Origin of the sequence: Enterobacteriaceae endosymbiont of Donacia tomentosa (genome assembly GCF_012571135.1) — a bacterium.
GTDB lineage: Bacteria > Pseudomonadota > Gammaproteobacteria > Enterobacterales > Enterobacteriaceae.
The window spans coordinates 373,176-394,935 of sequence record NZ_CP046216.1; the positions used below are offsets into that span (position 1 = coordinate 373,176).

Here is a 21,760-nt window from a genome sequence, read left to right on the forward strand (position 1 = left end):
AGTAAAGGAGGTGATCCAACCACAGGTTCCCCTACGGTTACCTTGTTACGACTTCACCCCAGTTATGAATCACAAAGTGGTAAGCGCCCTCCAAATAAATGGTTAAACTACTTACTTCTTTTACAACCCACTCCCATGGTGTGACGGGCGGTGTGTACAAGGCCCGGGAACGTATTCACCGTAGCATTCTGATCTACGATTACTAGCGATTCCGACTTCATGGAGTCGAGTTGCAGACTCCAATCCGAACTAAGATATATTTTATGAGATCCGCTTACTCTTGCGAGGATGCTTCCCTTTGTATATACCATTGTAGCACGTGTGTAGCCCTGGTCGTAAGGGCCATGATGACTTGACGTCGTCCTCACCTTCCTCCGGTTTATCACCGGCAGTTTCCTTTGAGTTCCCAGCCGAACTGATGGCAACAAAGGACAAGGGTTGCGCTCGTTGCGGGACTTAACCCAACATTTCACAACACGAGCTGACGACAGCCATGCAGCACCTGTCTCATGGTTCCCGAAGGCACTAAAATATCTCTATTAAATTCCATGGATGTCAAGACCAGGTAAGGTTTTTCGCGTTGCATCGAATTAAACCACATGCTCCACCGCTTGTGCGGGCCCCCGTCAATTCATTTGAGTTTTAACCTTGCGGTCGTACTCCCCAGGCGGTCGACTTAACGCGTTAGCTACGGAAGTTACAAGTCAAGCTTACAACCTCCAAGTCGACATCGTTTACAGCATGGACTACCAGGGTATCTAATCCTGTTTGCTCCCCATGCTTTCGCACCTGAGCGTCAGTATTTGTCCAGAGAGTCGCCTTCGCCACTGGTATTCCTCCAGATATCTACGCATTTCACCGCTACACCTGGAATTCTACTCTCCTCTACAAAACTCAAGCTAATTAGTTTCAAATGCAATTCCTAAGTTAAGCTTAGGGCTTTCACATCTGACTTAATTAACAGCCTACGTGCTCTTTACGCCCAGTAATTCCGATTAACGCTCGCACCCTCCGTATTACCGCGGCTGCTGGCACGGAGTTAGCCGGTGCTTCTTTTACAAGTAACGTCAATGATAAAATGTATTAGATTTTATCCCTTCTTTCTTGTTGAAAGTACTTTACAACCCTAAGGCCTTCTTCATACACGCGGCATAGCTGCATCAGGCTTTCGCCCATTGTGCAATATTCCCCACTGCTGCCTCCCGTAGGAGTCTGGACCGTGTCTCAGTTCCAGTGTGGCTGATCATCCTCTCAGACCAGCTAGGGATCGTAGCCTAGGTAGGCTTTTACTCTACCTACTAGCTAATCCCGTCTGGGTTCATCTAATAGCATGAGGTTTTATATGAAACTATAAAATCCCCCACTTTGGTCTTGCGACATTATGCGGTATTAGCTATCGTTTCCAATAGTTATCCCCCTCTATAAGGCAGATCCCCAGATATTACTCACCCGTCCGCCGCTCGCCGACAATAAAAAAACTAAAGCTTTTCTACTTCGCTGCCGCTCGACTTGCATGTGTTAGGCTTGCCGCCAGCGTTCAATCTGAGCCATGATCAAACTCTTCAATTTAAAGAATTTTAATAAGAATTAAAAATACAAATTCTTATAAAAAATAAATTTATAAATCTACACTTTACTCTCTTAGAAAGAGTGCCCTTAAAAAATCTTTTATAAGTTATTAAAGAACAATTAAAACAATACAAAACAATCATTATGTTACATGTTCAAAAAAAATAGTCAAGTTTTTTATATAAATTATTAATAAATTATTAATTTTTTATTATATTTTGATTTCTTGAAAAGAATTAAATCCATTATTTAAAAAATAAAGCTTTGTTTTTTTTATGTAAGAATTTTGTTGTGTATAAAAAACAATATTTTGTTTTTGATTTGAAACAAACTTAATTTTTTTTTCTAAATTTATTAAGTTTATAATAATATCTTTTTTAGAATCTACAAACTTTATATTTTTAGGTAAAATTACTTTTAGTTCATTAATAATTAATGGGAAATGTGTACAACCTAAAATTATAGTATCAGGAAATTTAGTTAAATTAAACCAAGAAACAAAAATTTTTTTTATTTCATTTAAAATAAGTTTATACCCTAACAATTTCTTTTCAGCTAAAAATACTAATTTTTTAGACGATAAAGTTTCTATTGTATAATTTTTACTAAAAAATTTAATTTTTTTTTTTATTTGTAAATTTTTTAATGTAGTATCAGTTGCTAATAAGCCAATAATTTTATTTTGAGTATTTTTTATAGCTAAATTAATAACAGGAAAAATACCTAAAATAGGAAAATTAAAATATTTTTTTATTTGAGGAAAACTAGAAACACTCGCTGTATTACATGCAATTATTGCTAATGAAATATTGTAATAATATGAAATTTTTTTTAAAATTTGTATTAATCTTTGTAAAATAAAATGCTGAGATTTATTTCCATAAGGAAAATATTTATTATCCAATAAATAAATAAAGTTTACGTTAAAAAATACTTCCTTTATATATTTAAGTATAGTTACACCTCCTAATCCAGAATCAAAAATAAAAATTGTGATTTTTGATTCTAATAAATTTTTTTTCATAAAATTAACATCCTTAAAATAATTAAGTTATTTTTTATATGTAAAATAATATATTATATAATGTATATATCTTAAATATATTTTATCAAAAATGCTTAATAGACAGAATAATGAAAAAATTAATTTATTTAGATTATGCATCTACAACACCAGTTGATGAAAGAGTTTTAGAAAAAATGAATAATTACCTAACTATAGACGGAATTTTTGGTAATCCATCTTCTTATTCGCATTTATTTGGTATAAAAGCAAAAGAATCTCTAGAGAGAGCTAGAAATAATATAGCAAATATTATAGGAAGTAAACCAAATGAAATTATTTTTACATCTAGTGCTACTGAATCTATTAATTTAGCAATAAAGGGAACAGTAACTATTTCTAATAATATTAAAAGACACATAATTACTAATGTTAGTGAACATAAATCTGTTTTATCAACTTGTTCTTATTTAGAAAAATTAGGCATAAAAATAACATATTTAAATAATTCGAATATAGGATTAATTGATTTAAATATTTTAGAAAAAAAAATTAAAAATGAAACTATTTTAATTTCAATCATGCATATAAATAATGAAATTGGGATTATTCAAAATATAGAAAAAATTAGTGAAATTTGTAAAGAAAAAAATATAATTTTTCACGTAGATGCTACACAAAGTGTAGGGAAATATCCATTAAATCTAAAAAATATAAATATTGATTTATTATCATTTTCTGCACATAAATTTTATGGTCCTAAGGGAATTGGAGTTTTATATATAAAAAATAAATTTAATAAAATACAGATAAAACCATTAATTCATGGTGGAGGACAAGAAAAAGGCATAAGATCAGGTACTTTACCTGTTCATCAAATTATTGGTATGTCAACAGCACTAAGTATTGCTCAAACAGAAATGAAAATGGAAATTATAAGAATAAAAAAATTAAAAAAACAATTATGGGATGGTTTACGAAATATAAAAGATATATATATAAATGGTAATTTTTGTAATTGTTCTCCTTTTATACTTAATATTGGATTTAAAAACATTTTTAATAAAATTCTTATGTCAGAATTAAACAATATTGCTATTTCATCTTCTTCATCATGTACATCTAATACCCAAACGTCTCATGTTTTAAAATCTTTAGGATTAACAGAAAAATTAATTCAAAGTTCAGTTCGTTTTTCTTTTGGACGATTTACTACTAAACAAGATATTGATCTTACTATTGAACATATACAATATGCTATTAAAAAAATAAGAAAATATTATTAGTTTTTGTATTAGAAATAATTAATGATTTTAATTAAAAAAATTGATTTAAAATTAATAAAAATTAATTTTAAATATAATTAAATAATTAAAACACTATATATATTATATTTTATATATGTAAATATTAAAAAATAAATTTTTATTTTAAACATTATATAATATGTATAGAAGTTGTGTTTGTAGTACCACTTGGAACTAAAGCTCCAGAAACCATAACAATTACATCACCTTTGATAGCATATTTGCTAGATAGAGCAACTTGTTTTCCTATAATATAAAAATCATCAGTAGATGAAATTTGATCTACTAATTTTGGAATAATCCCTTTACTTAAAATTAATTGTTTTGCTGTTTTTTTATTAGTAGTAAGAGCTAAAATTATAGAACGAGGGAAATATTTTCTTATAGCTTTAGCTGATTTACCTAATTGAGTAGCTACAATTATCAAAGGCGCTTTTAATTTTTCTGCTATTTCAACAGCACTACGACATACTGCATCAGTAATACTCATATCATTATTATCATAAAAATTAGTTCTGTTACTCATAGTAAAATCTGTACGTTCACAAATAGTAGACATAATAGAGACAGCTTCTAAAGGATATAATCCTTTTGCACTTTCTCCTGAGAGCATAACGGCATCTGTACCGTCTAAAATAGCATTTGCAACATCTCCTGCTTCCGCTCTAGTTGGACGAGGATTTTTAATCATAGAATCTAACATTTGCGTTGCAGTTATTACTATCTTACCTAAACAATTACATTTTTTTATTATCATTTTTTGAGCAAAAATTACATCTTCTACTGGTATTTCAACTCCTAAATCACCTCTTGCAACCATGATTCCATCAGAAACATCTAAAATTTCATCAAAATTATTTAATCCTTCCTGATTTTCAATCTTAGCTATAATTAGTATATCACCACCATTATTTAATTTTAAAAATTTTTTTATTTCTAATATATCTTCTTTTTTCCGAATAAAAGAAGCAGCAATATAATCTATTTTATTCTTACATGCAAAAATTAAGTCTTGTTTATCTTTTTCTGATAAAGCAGGTAACTTAGTAAATATTCCAGGTAAATTTATACCTTTATTTTCAGATAATCTGCCATTATTCAAAACTTTACATATTATTTTATCATGATGTAATTCTAAAACTCTTAATGATATTAATCCATCATCAATTAATATTTTATCATTGATACTTAAATCATTAATTAAATTAGGATATGTAATAGCTACGCATTTATTATTACCAATTACTGATTGATTAATAGTTAAAACAAATTTTTGTCCAGATTTTAAATCAACATCAATTCCTTTATATAACTTCATAGTACGTATTTCAGGCCCTTTTGTATCTAATAAAATAGCAGCATTTTTTTTTGTTTCTTTTATAATTTCTCTTAAATTATCGATTCTTTTCTGATGATCTTCATGATTTCCATGGGAAAAATTCAATCTAATAACATTCATTCCTAAATTTAGTAATTGAGATAAAATATATTTCGATTCAGAACTAGGTCCTATAGTACAAACTATTTTGGTTTTTTTCATAAAATTTATATTTCCTAAATATTTTATAAAGTTATTTATAAAATTTAGAGTAAAAATTTCACATTATATTATACAATATTAACTATATAAAAATTTTTTATACTTGCAATAAATAATTAGCATATATTCCATATTTTAATTTAATTTAGAAACTAATTTTCCCAATTTATTTTTAATTGTTTGTATAATAATTTCTATACCCTGTAATCTAGATAGAGTTAAATACTTATGAAGAGATAATTTTTTAAAACATGAACGAATATCAAAAGTTATAATTTCATTATAGGATTTTTGGTTATAAAAAATAAAAATCATTGTTAATAATCCTTTTACAATAGAAGAATCACTATCGCCTCTAAATCGTATTTTATTATTCTTATTTATTTTAATAGTAACCCAAACTTGACTTTGACATCCTGGAATAAAATTTTCTAAAGAATGTTTTTCTTTTGAAAGAAGAGGAATTTGATTTCCTAACTCAATTATATAAAGATATTTTTCTTCCCAAGAACGACAACTCATAAAATTAGTTTCAATAATATTTTTACTTGGTAAAATATATAACATATGGTTACTTATTTAATAAATTATTTATATGTATTAATTTTTCTATAAAGATATCGATATCATTAATATTCGTATATATAGAAAAAGAAATTCTACACATTGACTCAACTTTATAATAGTTCATAAGAGGTATAGCGCATTGATGACCAGTACGAATAGCAATTCCATATTGATCTAAAAAAATACCTATATCATAAGCATGAATTTTTTTTAAATTAAAAGAAATAATACCTACTCTATTGTCACTTGAAAATTTATTCCCGAATATATTTATATTCGGTATAGAATTCAATTTATTTAAAGTATATTCTGTTAAATATTTATTATATTTAATAATATTATTTATATTGAGTGACGTAAACCATGATAGTGCAACACCTAACCCTATAATACCAGATATATTTGGTGTTCCTGCTTCAAATTTCCAAGGTATTGTTTCCCAAATAAGTTTTTTTTTATATATATTTGATATCATTCCTCCACCTACTTGCCAAGGTTCTATATTTTCTAATATTTTTTTGATTCCATATAAAACTCCTATTCCAGTAGGCCCAAAAATTTTATGTCCAGAAAAAACAAAAAAGTCACATTTCAAACTTTGAACATTAATTTTTTGATTAGTAACTGCTTGAGCTCCATCAATTAGTGTAATAATATTATTTTTTTTTGCTAATTTAATAATATCTTTAATAGGATTAATTGTACCTAAAACATTAGAAATATAAGTAACTGATATTAAACGAGTATATTTATCAATTAAACTAGGAATTTTATATATTTTTAATTTCCCATTTTTATTTAAAGGAATAATACGAATATTAAAACCTATTTTTTTAGACAGAATAATCCAGGGGATAAGATTAGAATGATGTTCCATTTCAGAAATAACAATATTATCATTTGATGATATATTATTTATCCCCCAAGTATTTGCGATAAGATTAATACCTTCTGTTGTACTACTAGTAAATATTATTTCTTCTGAAGATTTAGCATTAATAAAATTCGCGATTTTATTACGTATATCTTCCATTTTATTTGTTACTTTTGTACTTAATTCATATATACCTCTATTAACTGAGGAATAATAATTTTTATAAAAATCATTTAATGCAGAAATTACTATTTTAGGTTTATGTACAGTTGCTGCATTATCTAAATAAACAAAATTATTTTTATTAATTTTTCTAGATAAAATAGGAAATTGCTTTCTAATATTTTTTATATCAAAATTCATTTAAAAAATTCTCTATTGACAAATAACATGATATATGTTCAAAAATTTTATTTACTGATTTCTTATTATAAAAGTCTTTTAAAATATCATTCATGAAAGCTATAAGTAAAATATTATATGCAGACTTATAATTTATTCCTCTTGTTTTTAAAAAAAAAATCTGATCTTCATTTATTACCCCAGTAGATACTCCATGTTTACATTTTACATCATTATTATAAATATCTAATTTAGGTTTTATATTTATTTCAGATAATCTACTTAATAGTAAGCCACTATAATTTATTTGTCCATCTGTTTTTATGGCATATGGGTTAATTTTTAATAATCCTGTAGAATTTATAATAGCTTTATTATTAACAATTGCTTTATGTAATTGATAACTATAACAATTACTTCCATTATGTTCTAAATAATTGTCAGTATTAATAATATCATTATTTTTAGCAAGTAATAAACTTTTATATATTAGTTTAGAATTTTTTTCCATAAAAATAAAATTATTATTTTGTTGTATCTTTTTTTGAGAAAAAAAAATATCATGCTTTTTTAAAGAAACATTTTTATATAAAAAAAAATTATTATTAGCATAATGATAATTATTATTATTTTTATTATAAATAAATTTATAATTTTCTAATTTTGAATTTTTTTCAATTATAAAAGTATTATAAACATTATTAAAATATGATTGATTTATATTCATAAAATGTTCAAATATTATTATAGGATGTGTACTATTTATATTTATATAATTTCTATAATTAGAAATAATAATTTCATTAAGATTAATATTCCCTTCATTTAAATATATTAAATATAATGGTTTGATATTTATATTGTTAGTATTATCAATACTAATTGATAATATTTCTTTTGATAAAGATTCAGCTAAATGAGTGTAAATATTATGTTTAATAGAATTATTTTTATAATTTTGTTTATTATATTTATTAATAGATATTTTATACCATATATTATTTATATTACTAATATTTTTATTTAATTTCCCATTAACAAAATATAAAAAAACAGCATCTCTTTTAAAGATAAAATTTTTAATTTTCTCTTTATCTACAGAATAGATTTTGCTAGTTTTTAGTAATTTATTTTTAATATTTTTAAAAAAATCCGTTTTTTTATTTTCGTCTTTACATTTAGATAATAAAAATTTTAATTTTAACCAATGTTTTTCTGATTTTTTAGAAAAATGATATTTTTTATGTTTTTGATAAATGTTATTTAATTGATCTAAGAAATTATTATTCATTAAAAGATTCATACCCATAAGTTTCTAATTTTGAAATAATATTAAAATTACCTGATTTTACAATTTTATTATTATAAAGTATATGAATATAATCGGGTTTAATATATTCAAGAATACGGCGATAATGTGTAATAATAATAAACGACCTTTTCTTATTTCTCATAATATTAATTATATTAGATACTTTTTTTAATGCATCAATATCTAATCCAGAATCAATTTCATCTAAAATAGATAGATCTGGTTCTAATACCAACATTTGTAGTATATCATTAATTTTTTTTTCTCCTCCAGAGAAACCAACATTTACAAATCGCTCAAGAAAATGTTGTGATTTTCCTAAAATTTTAATTTTTTCATTAATAATTTTATTATATGTTATTCTATCTAAATTACTTAATCCTTTATGTTTTCTAATTGCTTTTAAGGAATTATATAAAAATACATTATTACTTACTCCTGGAATTTCAATAGGATATTGAAATGCTATGAAAATTCCTTCTCTTGCTCTGATTTCTGGTGGCATGCATAATAAATTTTTATTCTTAAAAAGAATGGTCCCTTGTTTAATAATATATCCTGTTTTTCCTGCTAATATATATGATAATGTACTTTTTCCTGAGCCATTAGGGCCCATAATTGCATGTATTTCTCCAGGATTGATTGATAAATTTAATTTATCTAAAATAATTTTTTCATTTATGTAAACATTTAAATTTTTTATTTTTAACATAATTACTTTTTAAGTATATGATATAAAAATATACTATCCTATAGTATTTTCTAGGTGAATTGATAATAATTTTTGTGCTTCAATAGCAAATTCTAACGGAAATTTTATAAAAATATCTTTACAAAAACCATTAATAATTAATGTAATAGCACTTTCTATATTTAATCCTCTTTGCAAACAAAAAAATATTTGTTCTTCTCCTATTTTAGATGTTGTAGCTTCATGCTCAATTTGAGCAGTATTATTTAATATATTTAAAGTAGGATATGTATGCGTACTACACTTATCACCAATTAAAATTGAATCACATTGTGTAAAATTACGAGAATAATCTGATAATTTATTAATATGAACTAAACTTCTGTAAGTATTTTTACTTTTTTCCGTAGAAATACTTTTAGCAATAATTGTAGATTTAGTATTTTTTCCTATGTGAATCATTTTTGTACCAGTATCTGTTTGTTGAGTTCCATTAGTTAATGAAACAGAAAAAAATTTTCCTATAGAATTATCACCTTTTAAAATAACACTAGGATACTTCCATGTGATGGCTGATCCTGTTTCAGACTGTGTCCATGACATTTTACTATTATTTCCTTTACATATTGCTCTTTTTGTAACGAAATTAAAAATTCCTCCTATGTTTTTTTCTCCTGGAAACCAATTTTGAACAGTTGAATAATTTACTTGAGCATTTTGGTGTAAAATAACTTCAACTACAGCAGCATGTAATTGATGATTATTTCTAATTGGGGCAGAACATCCTTCTATATAATTAACACTACTATTTTTATCAGCAATTAAAATTGTTCGTTCAAATTGTCCAATATTTTTTTCATTAATTCTAAAATAAGTAGATAATTCAATAGGGCATTTGATGTTTTTAGGGATATAAATAAATGTTCCATCAGAAGCTACAGCTGCATTTAATGCAGCAAAAAAATTATCATTAGCAGGAACTACAGAACCTAAATACTTTTTTACTATTTCAGGATAATGCTTAATTGCATAATTTAATGAACAAAAAATAATTCCTTGTTGTAATAATTTTTTTTTGTGAGTAGTTATAACTGAAACACTATCAAAAACTGCATCCATAGCTACATTAGAATAATCATTAATAGGCACCTTTAATTTATTAAAGGTTTCTTTTACTTCTTTAGTTAAATACTTATTGTTAGTGCTATTATTTTTTTTTTTGTTATATTCTGGCATAGAATAATAAATATACTTTTGGTAATTTATTTTTTGAAAATATCCATTTAACCAATGAGGTTCCTTATTTTTAATCCAAAAATTATATCCTTTTAATCTAAAATTTAGCATCCATTTAGGTTCATTACGTATAGCAGATATTTTATATATCGTTTCTAAATCAATTCCAGGAATAAATTTTTTATTTTTTAATTTTGTAATAAAGCCTTCTTTATAATTTTGTTTTTTTTTATTAAAAAATCTAATTTTATCATTTTTCATATTATATGTTCTTTTTTTAAAAAATATTAAAACTTTTACCACATCCACAAAATTGTTGAATTTTAGTATTATGGAATTGAAAAGATTTACTAAAATTATTTTTAATAAAATCAATAATAATCCCATCAATAAAAGTAATATCTTTATTATTTATATAAATATGTATTTTTTCTTTTTTAAATACAATTTCATTTGGAGATAATTCTGATAGATTATCAATTAAAGTAATTTTATATTTAAAACCTAAACAACCAGATTTTCTTAAAAAAATTTTAATTCCTATTGTATTTTGTTTTGTTTTAATTATTTTATTTATTTGTAAAAATGCTGTTTTTGTACAATATAATCCCTTAAAAAGGGGATTTTTACAAGTAAAACGAGTCAAATTCTGTTTTAATATCATTTATTGTACTCCATAAATAAACATAAATATGTGATATATACTTAAAATAAAAAAATTTAAATCATTAAAATTAATTTAATTATTTTAAAATTATGTTTTTTTTGATAAAAATTTATTTTTTATATTAAAATATTAAACTTTAATTTTTTAAAATTGGAATTATTATTTTTATATAATTTATCATATATAAAATATAAAAAAATATTTTCTATAATAATTTATTTATTTTTTAAAAAAAATTTCATCTCCTCAAGATTACTTAATTTTTGATAAAAAATCTTTCTTTAGAAAGAAATAATTTTTACATTAACATTAAATTATTTGAGAAAAAATTAATTTTATTAAATTAATAAAAATGACAAAGTATTTTTTAATATATGATATTATATTAATAGCTTATATGAGAAATTAACATTAGTTGTTTACTAATGTTAATTGTTATCTTTACATGAAGAATGTTGATTTGTTTAAATTTTATATTTTATATTTATTTAATTTTTAAATATTATTTATAATAAAATTTTGTTTATTTTTAATAAATAAGAAATCTTTAGTTTTTTAATTTCTAATTAAAATTACTAAATTTAATAAAAATTTTTTCATATCTTATATTTTTATTGAAATTTATTTTTTTTATTAAAAAAATACTTATTATCATAATTTATTTGATAAATATTAACATTATTAAAATACGTATTAGTTTTAATATATTCAATACATGATATTATTATAATTATAAGAAAAATGTAGATAATTATTCATTAATATTTTTTAATAAAAAAGTCTTTCATACGAAAACCTAATAAGAACAACATTATCATATATATAAATAAGATAAAAGAACAAATACTTAATAAAAAAGTTATGCGTACTGTAAAAGTCGATAATATTAACCATTTTTCAGAAATGTTTTTAGAAATAAAAAATAATATTATTCCTAAAAATATAGTTACCATTAAAATACGAGATAAAAAAAATAACCAACCAGGTTGTGGTGTATAAATTTTTTTCTTAATTAAGATATTTATTAATAAAATAACATTTAAACAAGAAGAAAAACATATTGATAGAGCAAATCCAATATGGTGTAGAAAAAAAATGAATATGGGATTAATTAATTGAGTAATTATTAAAACTAATATAGCAACTTGTACAGGTGTTTTAACATTTTGTCTTGCATAGAATCCTATCGATAAAACTTTAGCTATTATTAAAAATATTAAACCTATTGCATATATAAAAATATTAATTTGTGTCATTAATACATCAAAATAAGTAAATGCTCCATACTGAAATAATGAAATCAATAAAGGTTTAGATAAAAATCCTAATATTAAAGAACTAGGAACTATTAATAGAAAACATAAGCGTAATCCTAAATCCATTAATTTGTTATATTCTTTTTCTTTATTTTGTGTAAAAGCATCAGTAAGTGCTGGTAATAATACTATTGTTAAGGCCACACTAAACATACCTATAGGTAATTCCATTAAACGATCAGCATAATAAATCCAAGTAATTGATCCAGTAATTAAAAAAGAAGCGAAAGCAGAATTAATTAGTAAAGATATTTGAGTTGCTGTTACTCCAATAATAGCAGTACCCATTTTTTTAAAAACTCTTGATACTCCATCATCCAAATTTTTAAATTTAGGGAAAATTAGCATATTTAATTTTTTTAAATAAATTAATTGATAAACAACTTGAGCTAATCCTCCAATTAATACAGACCAAGCTAAAATTAGAATTGGAGGGCGTAAGGTATTTGGAAAAATAATAATTAAAAATATCATACTAAAATTTAATAAAACAGGAGTTAATGCGGGTACAAAAAAATTTTTCCAAATATTTAAAATTGAACTAGCTAACGAGGCTAAAGATATTAATAAAATATAAGGAAAAGTTATTTTTAATATTTGTGAAGTCAGTTTTAATTTTTGGTCTGTATTGACAAATCCAGGAGCGATTATAGAAATAATAAAAGAAGAAAACATTATTCCTAGTAATACAACAAGAGTAAGAATAATTATTAATATACCTAATGTGGAAGCAATAAAATTTTTCGTTTCTTTTACAGTTCTTTTATTTTTATATTCAGCTAATATTGGAGTAAAAGCTTGTGAAAAAGCTCCTTCAGCAAATATTCTTCTTAATAAATTAGGTAATTTAAAAGCTATAAAAAAAGAATCACTATAAATACCAGCACCAAATACTTTTGCTATTAAACTGTCTCTAATAAAACCTAATAATCTAGATAATAATGTTATTATACTAACTGTGGTTAATGACTTTAATAAATTCATATAGTCCTTAAAAATAATAATTTATTATATAAATAAATTATTTTAATAAAAAATTCAATATAATAAAAATATATTATTTATAAATAAATAAATATTTTGAGATATTATTTATTTATAATAAAATTTTAATAAAAAATTTTATATTAAAAATATGAATTTTTATATAAATTACTAAATGTAAAAGGTAACATAGTATGAATATAAAAGAAGTATCAAGATCTAAATTACCAACACAATGGGGAGAATTTACTATAGTAGGTTTTGAAGAAATATATACAAAAAATCATCATATTGCATTAATTTATGGCATAAAAAAAATATGTAAAACTTCAATTATTTTAACAAGAATTCATTCTGAATGTCTAACCGGAGATGCTTTATTTAGTTTAAGGTGTGATTGTGGATTCCAATTACAATCAGCTTTATATAAAATTTCTAAAGAAAATTGTGGTATATTAATTTATCATAGACAAGAAGGAAGAAATATAGGTCTTTTAAATAAAATTAAAGCGTATAATTATCAAGATAAAGGATTAGATACCGTAGAAGCAAATCATAAATTAGGTTTTCATGCAGATGAAAGAGATTTTATCCCTTGTATAAATATATTAAAAATACTAGGTATTTACAATATTAGATTATTAACAAATAATCCTAATAAAATTAATTTTTTAAAAAAAAATGGAATAAATGTTATAAATCGAATTCCTCTAATTGTAGGACATAACATTAATAATAACAAATATCTTAACACTAAAGTTATAAAATTAGGACATATATTATATTAATATTTAATTGATATTTATGTAGTCTTATACTTTTATTAATTCAAAAAATTGATTTTTTACATATTGTAACAAATTATGTAAAATTAAAATTTGTTCATTATTATTGGTATGATTTTGTAATAAAAAATTTATTTTATTTATATAATTAGAAATAACTTTTTTATTAAAAATATGTTTTAGATACATATCCCATACATCTTTTTCTATACTATTTAAAGTAAATGGAAAATTTCTTGCTCTATATTTAAATAATAAAATGTTAGCTCTTATATCTTTAAAAGAAAGATTGTTTAATTGATTAACTTTCTTTTTATGAATTAAACAAAATTTAATTAAATCTTCATTTGGGAAAAAATTTTTATATAATTGTTCATCAACATTATAAATGTTTGTTTGATAATTAGATTTATAAAAATCTATTAAATGATATTTAATTAAATTTTTAATTTCTAAATAATGTTTTTTAAATACTAAAAAGTTTTTTGTATAAAACTCTATTTTAAATTTTAAACGTTTTATATCTTCACTTCTTAAAATATTGATAGGAACCAATAAAGGAGATTTACTAAAATTTATAAACTTTATATATGATAAAATATACTTTTGGTTTTTTAATGAAATATTTTTTATTTTACTAATAAAATCATTAACACTATTTTTTAAATCAAAAGATACTAATATATTTTGATTTTTTGAATACCAAAATAAAGGAGTAATACAACTTAAATTATTATTTGCATTTTTATAAATATGACTAATATAAATAAAAATTTGAATTTTAAAAAGATTTATAATTTTGATTATTTTATTTTTTTTTCTATTTTGAAAAAAAAAATTATATAGTAATGGTTGTTTATTTTTTATTAATTTAATAACAGCTATTGTAGTATACACATCAGATAATGCATCATGTGATTTATAATACGGTTGAATATTATTTATAGTTGCTATTTTTTCAAGATTAAATATGGGAATATTATTTATCTTGGGCCAATGTATTCCTTGAGGTCTTAGAACATAACATGCTCTCACTAATTTTAGTACATCCCAACGACTATTTTTATTTTTCCAAGACCAACCATATGTATCGTAAAAATTACGATAAAATAAATAACGACTAAACTCATCGTCAAATTCTATATTATTATAACCTAAAATACAAGTATTAGACCGTGAGAAAATATTATTAATTTGGTTTGCAAACTTATATTCTTTTTTCCCATTTAAGTTAATTATTTTAGGACTAATATTATGAATTAATATAGATTCAGGATTAGGTAAATAATCACTATCTAGTTTACAATATAAAGTAATAGGATCTTCTATTATCTGAAAATTTATATTTGTACGTACACAAGCAAATTGCGCAATTCTATCTTTAATTGGATTTAAACCAAAAGTTTCATAATCGTAAAATAAAAAACTAAATGTTGATTCTTTTTTCATTAACATAGTATATAATACTATAATATTATTGTTTTCTTTACAATATTTTTTAAATGTTATTAGGTGAGATGGCCGAGTGGTTGAAGGCGCATGCCTGGAAAGTATGTATATGTATAACATATCAGGGGTTCGAATCCCCTTCTCACCGAGATCGATATATATAAATTATATATTAATATTAACTATTTATTATAAAAATTAATAATATACAATATGCTGTTAGATATAAATATAATTAAAATAGTGATTCGATATGGTTATTTAATTGTATTTTTAGGTGCTCTTATAGAAGGAGAAACTTTTGTTATAATTTCTGGCATGCTTGCTCATAAAAGGATATTAATATTTTATAAGATTATAGTTGTAGCTGTTATAGGAGCCATTTTAGGAGATCAATTTTTATTTTATATTGGGAAAAAATATAGTAAAAATTTTCTGCATCTTTTTAAAAATTATAATTTAAAAATAAAAAAATATTCTAACTTAATTATAAATTATCCATATTTTTTTATTATTATTATAAGATTTATGTATGGGTTTAGACTAATAGGCCCTGTTGTTATTGGTATAACAAATATTTCTAATTTAAAATTTTTTGTATTTAATATTATTGGTGCTATAATTTGGGTATTAATTTTTTCTAGTTCTGGTTATTTTTTTGGAGAAGTTATTACATCTTTTGCAGGAGATATTAATAAAATAATCAAATATATTTTATGCCTTTTATCGTTAATATTTATTATTAAAATTTTTTACAAAATTTTTAAAAAACATCATTAAATATTTAATTATTATGTTAATTTCAATTTTGAATAAACATATATAATAGATTCAGGATATATACCTAATAAAATTGTTAAAATTGCTAGTATTAAAATTAAATTTTTAGCAAAATTAATACTAAAGTTATCATTATTTTTCATAGATAAATAAGTATCTTTGTTACTTTTAGAAGGCATTAAATATAAACTAATAATAACATGTAAATAGTAATATAATCCTACAGAACTACCTAATATAATAATACCAGTTAAATACCATAATTGAGTTTTTATACTTAATGCTATTAAAAAAAATTTTGATATAAAACCAATTGTGATAGGTATACCAGCTAAAGATAATAACATTACAGTTAAAATAAAAGCTGATACAGGATCATACCAAAATAATCCTCTATAATAATATAATTTATCTAAATTATTATTTTTAAAATATGAATAATTAGATAATATACTCATTATTCCAAAAATTCCTAAATTATTTATTATATAACCAATAATATATATACTCATCATTTCTAATGAAAAAAGATGTTTTCTTTGCAAGAGTTGATTATAAATAATAATTATTAATAAATAACCCATATGTGATATAGATGAGTAACCTAATAAACGCTTAATATTATTCTTAGTAACGCAAGCCATAAAATTACCAAATATAATTGATAAGATTGATAATAAAATTATTATTTTATATAAAATAAAACCATTACCATTAATTTTAAAAAAATATACTAAAAATCTTACTAAAAATACAAAAAAAACTGATTTGCTAAATGTAGATAAAAACATTATTGCAGGTAAAGGTGATCCTTGATATACATCTGGAGTCCATAAATGAAATGGTACTATTGATAATTTAAAAGCTAAACTAACTAAAATAAAACATAAACCAATTATATTTAAATGATTTTTTAAAAAAACATGAGAAGAATAATGAGTTAATAAATAAGTAAAATTTAAATTACCATAATCAAAATAAATAAAAGATATTCCAAATATTAAAAATGATGATGCAATACTAGATAAAATAATATATTTAATACTAGCTTCTAATGAATTTTTTAATATTAAATTATAACTTATTAAACCTAATATGGGTATAGATATTAATTCAGTACCTATTAACATAGAAATAAAATTATTAGAATTAGTTAAAACCATTCCTCCCATTGATACAATAAGAGTTAATAAATAAAATTCATCTTGATAATAATTAAAATGTGATTCTATCCATGGATACGATATTAAACATATTAAAATATTAGTTATCAATAATATAATGGTATAAAAAATAGTATAGTTACTATTTAACAATAAATAATGTTTAGAAAAATTAATATCTTTTAAATATATAATAGATATTATAGTTAATAATAATCCTGAATTAGTAATTATTAAACTTAATAAATTATCACGTCTAATAGATATTTTTATTAATAAAATTAAGACTGTTATTATAATAACAATTAAAGGTGTTAATGATGTTGATAATAAATTTGTCATAAATAAATTCTGTTATGTAAAATAAGTTTTTTAAAAAAAATGTTATTATTTTATATATAATATTTTTAATAAATTATTATATTTTTGTAATAAATATTATTCATTATATTATCAGAAATATTTAAAATAGGTTGAGGGTAAAAACCTATTACTAATAATAAAATTAAAAGAATAAAGAGAATAATTTTTTCTCTTAAAAACATTTTCTTTAAGTTAGTTTGTATTTTAGTAGAACCATAAAAAATCTTTTGCATCATATTTAATGAATAAATACTCGAAAATAATAAACCAAAAGTGGCAATACTTGCATATATAGGATAAGTTTGAAAATTACCTAATAAAATTAAAAATTCTCCTATAAAATTACCAGTACCAGGTATACCTATACTTGCTAAAGAAAAAAATAAAAATAATCCTGGCAATATATTTATATTATTCCAAATTCCACCTAAAAATTTTATATTTCTTGTTTTTAAACGTTCATATAGTTGCCCACAAAGAATAAATTGAGCTGCTGCAGAAATTCCATGTGATATCATTTGTATTATCACTCCTTGATATGCTAATTTATTATTGCTATAAATACCAATTAGTATGAAACCCATATGAGATATAGAAGTATAAGCTATTATTTTTTTTATATCGGATTGTGTACAAGCCATCCAAGACCCATAAAAAATATTTAATATTCCTAATATTATCCCAATAAAAGAAAATTTTAAGGATGCTAAAGGAAATAATGGTAATGTGAATCTTAGTAAACCATAAGCTGCTGTTTTTAGTAAGATACCAGCTAAATCAACTGACCCTGCTGTAGGAGCTTGACTATGAGTATTAGGTAACCATCCATGAAATGGTATTGTAGGTATTTTTACAGCAAAAGCAATAAAAAAACATAACATTAAAAAAAATTCTGTTTTTAAATTTTGAGGAGTATTTAGTAAATCAACATATTCAAAAGTTAATTTACCTGTAATTTTTTGATGTAAAAATACTAAAGATAAAATACCAATTAACATTAATAAACCACTAGATTGTGTATAAATAAAAAATTTTGTTGCAGCTTTTATTCTACTATATCCTGGTTGATCTCCTTTATGCCCCCATAAAGATATTAAAAAATACATAGGTATTAACATAATTTCCCAAAACAAAAAAAATAAAAACATATCTACAGATAAAAATACTCCAATAACACCACTTAATATCCATAAAAGATTTAAGTGAAAAAAACCATGCCATTTTTTAATTTCATTCCATGAACATAAAACGGCCATTATACCTAATAATCCAGTCAAATTAACCATTATTAATGATAAACCATCTATTGCTAAATGAAATTTAATACCTAATCTTGGAATCCAATTCAATGTAAATTCTGACATCCATAATGGATATATAAAAAATAATTTTTTACCAAAAAAAAAAGGTTTCGAAATATACTCAAAAATAGATAAAATAAAAACGAAACTAATCGAACCTAAAGCAATCAAACGAGGTAGTTTAAAATTTATTTTTTCGCTTTGCCAACAAATTAATCCACTAATAAAAGGTATTAGTATAAAACAAAGTAATAACATAATAATTCCTAATTACTTATTCATAAATTTTAATAAAAAATTTCGTTTTATATTGTACTAATAATAGTATTTATTACTGAGTATCATAATTATTAATAATATTAATATTATTCCTAAATACATAGATGATACGTACCAGCGTATATAACCATTTTCACTTATTAATAATATTTGTCCTGTTTTCTTTATTGTTTTTGTAATTATATTTTCTATAAAATAGGAAATAGGATCATCTTTTATAATATATAAAATTTTTAAAAAATTTTCTATAAATAGTTTTTTATAAACAAAATCTATATAACATCCATTTAGAAAAAAATTTTTTATAAAAACATTTTTGACAAAATAAGTATTTTGAATTTTTTTTATAAAATTAATATTTTTTTTATACAAAATATATAAAATACAACCTGATGCAGATATAATAACAGATGTTATTTCTAATATAGTATAATATGCATGATTAATTAATAAAATTTTATTAGGTAATAAAAAAGATCTTTTTATTGGTAGTATTTTAATACCAACATAACTAGATAATACTACTAATAATAGTAATGGTAAGTTATGAAAAAATTCATTATTTTTATGTGGAATAATATTTTTTTTACCATAAAAAACCATATAAATCATACGTGTATTATATAATGATGTAAAAAAATTACCAATAATTGCTAAAATTAGTAATATAAAATGTTTTTGGATAAATATTTCATATAAAATTTTTTCTTTTGTAAAACTGCTCATTGTAATTATAGGGCAGGCAGATAAAGACAAAGAGCCGAATAAAAAGCAATAGTACACAAAAGGAATATATTTTTTTATACCTCCCATTTTAAATATATTTTGTTCATTTTTACATGAAATAATAATGGAAGCAACACATAAAAAAAGTAATGCTTTGAAAAAAGCATGTGATATTACATGAAATAAAGCAGCATTCCAAGAACTTATACCTAATGCTACAAACATATAACCTATTTGACTCATAGTTGAATAAGCTAAAATACGTTTTATATTTTTTTGTACTAAAGCACAACAACTAGATAATAATAATGTTATTATTCCAATAATGCTAACTAAGAATAACATTTTATTTGTTATTAAAAATAATATATTATTTCTTAAAATCAAATATATACCAGCAGTTACCATTGTCGCTGCATGTATTAAAGCAGATACAGGTGTAGGACCAACCATGGCATCTATGAGCCATGTATTTAACGGAAATTGTGCAGATTTACCTATAGCTCCAACTATTAACATTAAGGATATTATTTGTAAATAATATGATTGATAAAATTCTTTTGAAGAAGTTATTAATATAGATATTTTGTCAAAAGTAAAAGTATTAAATATTTTGAAAATTAAAAAAATACCAATAGCTAAAAAAATATCACTAAAACGAGTTATTAAAAATGCTTTCATGGCTGATAGTACATTTAATCTTTTCTTATAAAAAAATCCTATTAATAAATAAGAACAAACTCCAACACCTTCCCATCCAAAAAACATTAAAACAAAATTATCGGCTAAAATTAATAAAGCCATACTTGCAATAAATAAATTAGTATATGCAAAAAATCGAGAATAATCTTCTTCATTTTTCATATACCAAATCGAAAACAGATGTATAATAAAACCTACACCCGTAGTAATAGACAACATAATTATTGATAACATATCTAAATATAAATTAAAATTAATGTGTAAACGATCAATACTTAGTATTGTCCATAAGTGTTGCTTATATACTATATAGTTATTTTTAAAAAAAATTATACTCAAAATAAAAGTAATAACAGCAATAATGCCTATCGAACTTGTTCCAATCATTAAAATTATTTTCTTATTTAAATAATTAGAAAACAAAGATAGTATTAAAAAACTAATTAAAGGTATTAAAATAATAAAACAAAGACATTTCATCCATTCATCTCACTAATTGTGTCAACATTCACAGTATTATTATAATTATATAATTTTATTAACAAAATTAAACTTATGCAACTTTCTACTGCTGCTATACTAATTGATAGAATATACATAATTTCCCCTTCTGTTTGTTTCCAATAATCACCAGAAATTATGCATGATAAAGCAGCTGCATTTATCATTATTTCATTACAAATAAGGATATATAACATATTTCGTCTAATCATAATTCCTGCTAAGGCTATTATAAATATGATGATAGGAATCATTAATGCATGATATATAGGTATCATTTTCTTCTTCTTTTTATTTAGATAT

The 21,760-nt window shown here is 22.5% G+C and carries 17 protein-coding genes, 1 tRNA gene and 1 rRNA gene; 4 read left to right on the forward strand and 15 right to left on the reverse strand.

The window, feature by feature from the left end; translation table 11 throughout:
• Nucleotides 1-3: 3 nt before the first annotated feature.
• Both GJT88_RS01825 and murI read right to left on the reverse strand, forming a co-directional pair.
• Nucleotides 4-1,569: ribosomal RNA gene (locus tag GJT88_RS01825) — 16S ribosomal RNA — on the reverse strand.
• Between the two features lie 211 nt (nucleotides 1,570-1,780).
• Nucleotides 1,781-2,593, reverse strand: coding sequence for a glutamate racemase (murI, locus tag GJT88_RS01830; protein ID WP_168895229.1), 813 nt, complete (start codon nucleotides 2,591-2,593; stop codon nucleotides 1,781-1,783).
• 110 nt (nucleotides 2,594-2,703) lie between these two features.
• Between murI and GJT88_RS01835 the strand changes: the two genes are divergently transcribed.
• Nucleotides 2,704-3,858 (forward strand): cysteine desulfurase family protein, encoded by a 1,155-nt coding sequence (locus GJT88_RS01835; protein ID WP_168895230.1) that lies wholly within the window; start codon nucleotides 2,704-2,706, stop codon nucleotides 3,856-3,858.
• Nucleotides 3,859-4,009: 151 nt separating this feature from the next.
• Here GJT88_RS01835 and pykF read toward each other — a convergent pair whose 3' ends face one another.
• From pykF to murJ, 8 genes are all read right to left on the reverse strand, one after another.
• A complete protein-coding gene (gene pykF / locus GJT88_RS01840) occupies nucleotides 4,010-5,419 on the reverse strand; it encodes a pyruvate kinase PykF (protein WP_168895231.1) in 1,410 nt (469 codons plus the stop codon).
• Between the two features lie 135 nt (nucleotides 5,420-5,554).
• A complete protein-coding gene (gene sufE, locus GJT88_RS01845; protein ID WP_168895232.1) occupies nucleotides 5,555-5,986 on the reverse strand; it encodes a cysteine desulfuration protein SufE in 432 nt (143 codons plus the stop codon).
• 4 nt (nucleotides 5,987-5,990) lie between these two features.
• Nucleotides 5,991-7,223, reverse strand: coding sequence for a SufS family cysteine desulfurase (locus tag GJT88_RS01850; protein ID WP_168895233.1), 1,233 nt, complete (start codon nucleotides 7,221-7,223; stop codon nucleotides 5,991-5,993).
• A complete protein-coding gene (locus GJT88_RS01855) occupies nucleotides 7,213-8,493 on the reverse strand; it encodes a SufD family Fe-S cluster assembly protein (RefSeq protein ID WP_168895234.1) in 1,281 nt (426 codons plus the stop codon). The genes GJT88_RS01850 and GJT88_RS01855 overlap by 11 nt, the downstream gene beginning before the upstream one ends.
• Nucleotides 8,486-9,226 (reverse strand): Fe-S cluster assembly ATPase SufC, encoded by a 741-nt coding sequence (sufC, locus tag GJT88_RS01860; RefSeq protein ID WP_168895235.1) that lies wholly within the window; start codon nucleotides 9,224-9,226, stop codon nucleotides 8,486-8,488. The genes GJT88_RS01855 and sufC overlap by 8 nt, the downstream gene beginning before the upstream one ends.
• A gap of 33 nt (nucleotides 9,227-9,259) precedes the next feature.
• Nucleotides 9,260-10,702: a Fe-S cluster assembly protein SufB gene (sufB, locus tag GJT88_RS01865; protein ID WP_168895236.1), complete on the reverse strand. Its 1,443-nt coding sequence runs from the start codon at nucleotides 10,700-10,702 to the stop codon at nucleotides 9,260-9,262.
• Between the two features lie 16 nt (nucleotides 10,703-10,718).
• Nucleotides 10,719-11,105, reverse strand: a complete 387-nt coding sequence (locus tag GJT88_RS01870) for an iron-sulfur cluster assembly accessory protein (RefSeq protein WP_168895237.1) — start codon at nucleotides 11,103-11,105, stop codon at nucleotides 10,719-10,721.
• 761 nt (nucleotides 11,106-11,866) lie between these two features.
• On the reverse strand, nucleotides 11,867-13,408 hold the full coding sequence (murJ, locus tag GJT88_RS01875) for a murein biosynthesis integral membrane protein MurJ (protein ID WP_168895238.1): 1,542 nt from the start codon (nucleotides 13,406-13,408) through the stop codon (nucleotides 11,867-11,869).
• Between the two features lie 194 nt (nucleotides 13,409-13,602).
• On the opposite strand from murJ, the gene ribA reads away from it, so the two are divergent.
• A complete protein-coding gene (ribA, locus tag GJT88_RS01880) occupies nucleotides 13,603-14,196 on the forward strand; it encodes a GTP cyclohydrolase II (protein ID WP_168895239.1) in 594 nt (197 codons plus the stop codon).
• 24 nt (nucleotides 14,197-14,220) lie between these two features.
• Here ribA and sbcB read toward each other — a convergent pair whose 3' ends face one another.
• Nucleotides 14,221-15,648, reverse strand: coding sequence for an exodeoxyribonuclease I (gene sbcB, locus GJT88_RS01885; RefSeq protein WP_168895240.1), 1,428 nt, complete (start codon nucleotides 15,646-15,648; stop codon nucleotides 14,221-14,223).
• A gap of 56 nt (nucleotides 15,649-15,704) precedes the next feature.
• Between sbcB and GJT88_RS01890 the strand changes: the two genes are divergently transcribed.
• Together GJT88_RS01890 and GJT88_RS01895 are read left to right on the forward strand one after the other, a co-directional pair.
• A tRNA-Ser gene (locus tag GJT88_RS01890) sits at nucleotides 15,705-15,790 on the forward strand.
• A gap of 65 nt (nucleotides 15,791-15,855) precedes the next feature.
• Complete coding sequence (locus GJT88_RS01895; protein WP_168895241.1) at nucleotides 15,856-16,422, forward strand: DedA family protein; 567 nt, start codon at nucleotides 15,856-15,858, stop codon at nucleotides 16,420-16,422.
• A gap of 11 nt (nucleotides 16,423-16,433) precedes the next feature.
• Here the strand turns inward: GJT88_RS01895 and GJT88_RS01900 are convergent, their stop codons facing one another.
• The 4 genes from GJT88_RS01900 to nuoK form a co-directional block, all read right to left on the reverse strand.
• Nucleotides 16,434-17,927, reverse strand: coding sequence for an NADH-quinone oxidoreductase subunit N (locus GJT88_RS01900; protein ID WP_168895242.1), 1,494 nt, complete (start codon nucleotides 17,925-17,927; stop codon nucleotides 16,434-16,436).
• Between the two features lie 65 nt (nucleotides 17,928-17,992).
• The gene (gene nuoM, locus GJT88_RS01905) at nucleotides 17,993-19,507 is read right to left on the reverse strand and encodes an NADH-quinone oxidoreductase subunit M (protein WP_168895243.1); all 1,515 of its coding nucleotides are present in this window, start codon (nucleotides 19,505-19,507) and stop codon (nucleotides 17,993-17,995) included.
• A gap of 57 nt (nucleotides 19,508-19,564) precedes the next feature.
• Nucleotides 19,565-21,436 (reverse strand): NADH-quinone oxidoreductase subunit L, encoded by a 1,872-nt coding sequence (nuoL, locus tag GJT88_RS01910; RefSeq protein WP_168895244.1) that lies wholly within the window; start codon nucleotides 21,434-21,436, stop codon nucleotides 19,565-19,567.
• On the reverse strand, nucleotides 21,433-21,735 hold the full coding sequence (gene nuoK / locus GJT88_RS01915) for an NADH-quinone oxidoreductase subunit NuoK (RefSeq protein WP_168895245.1): 303 nt from the start codon (nucleotides 21,733-21,735) through the stop codon (nucleotides 21,433-21,435). Before nuoK ends, nuoL begins: the two co-directional genes overlap by 4 nt.
• Nucleotides 21,736-21,760 lie beyond the last annotated feature (25 nt).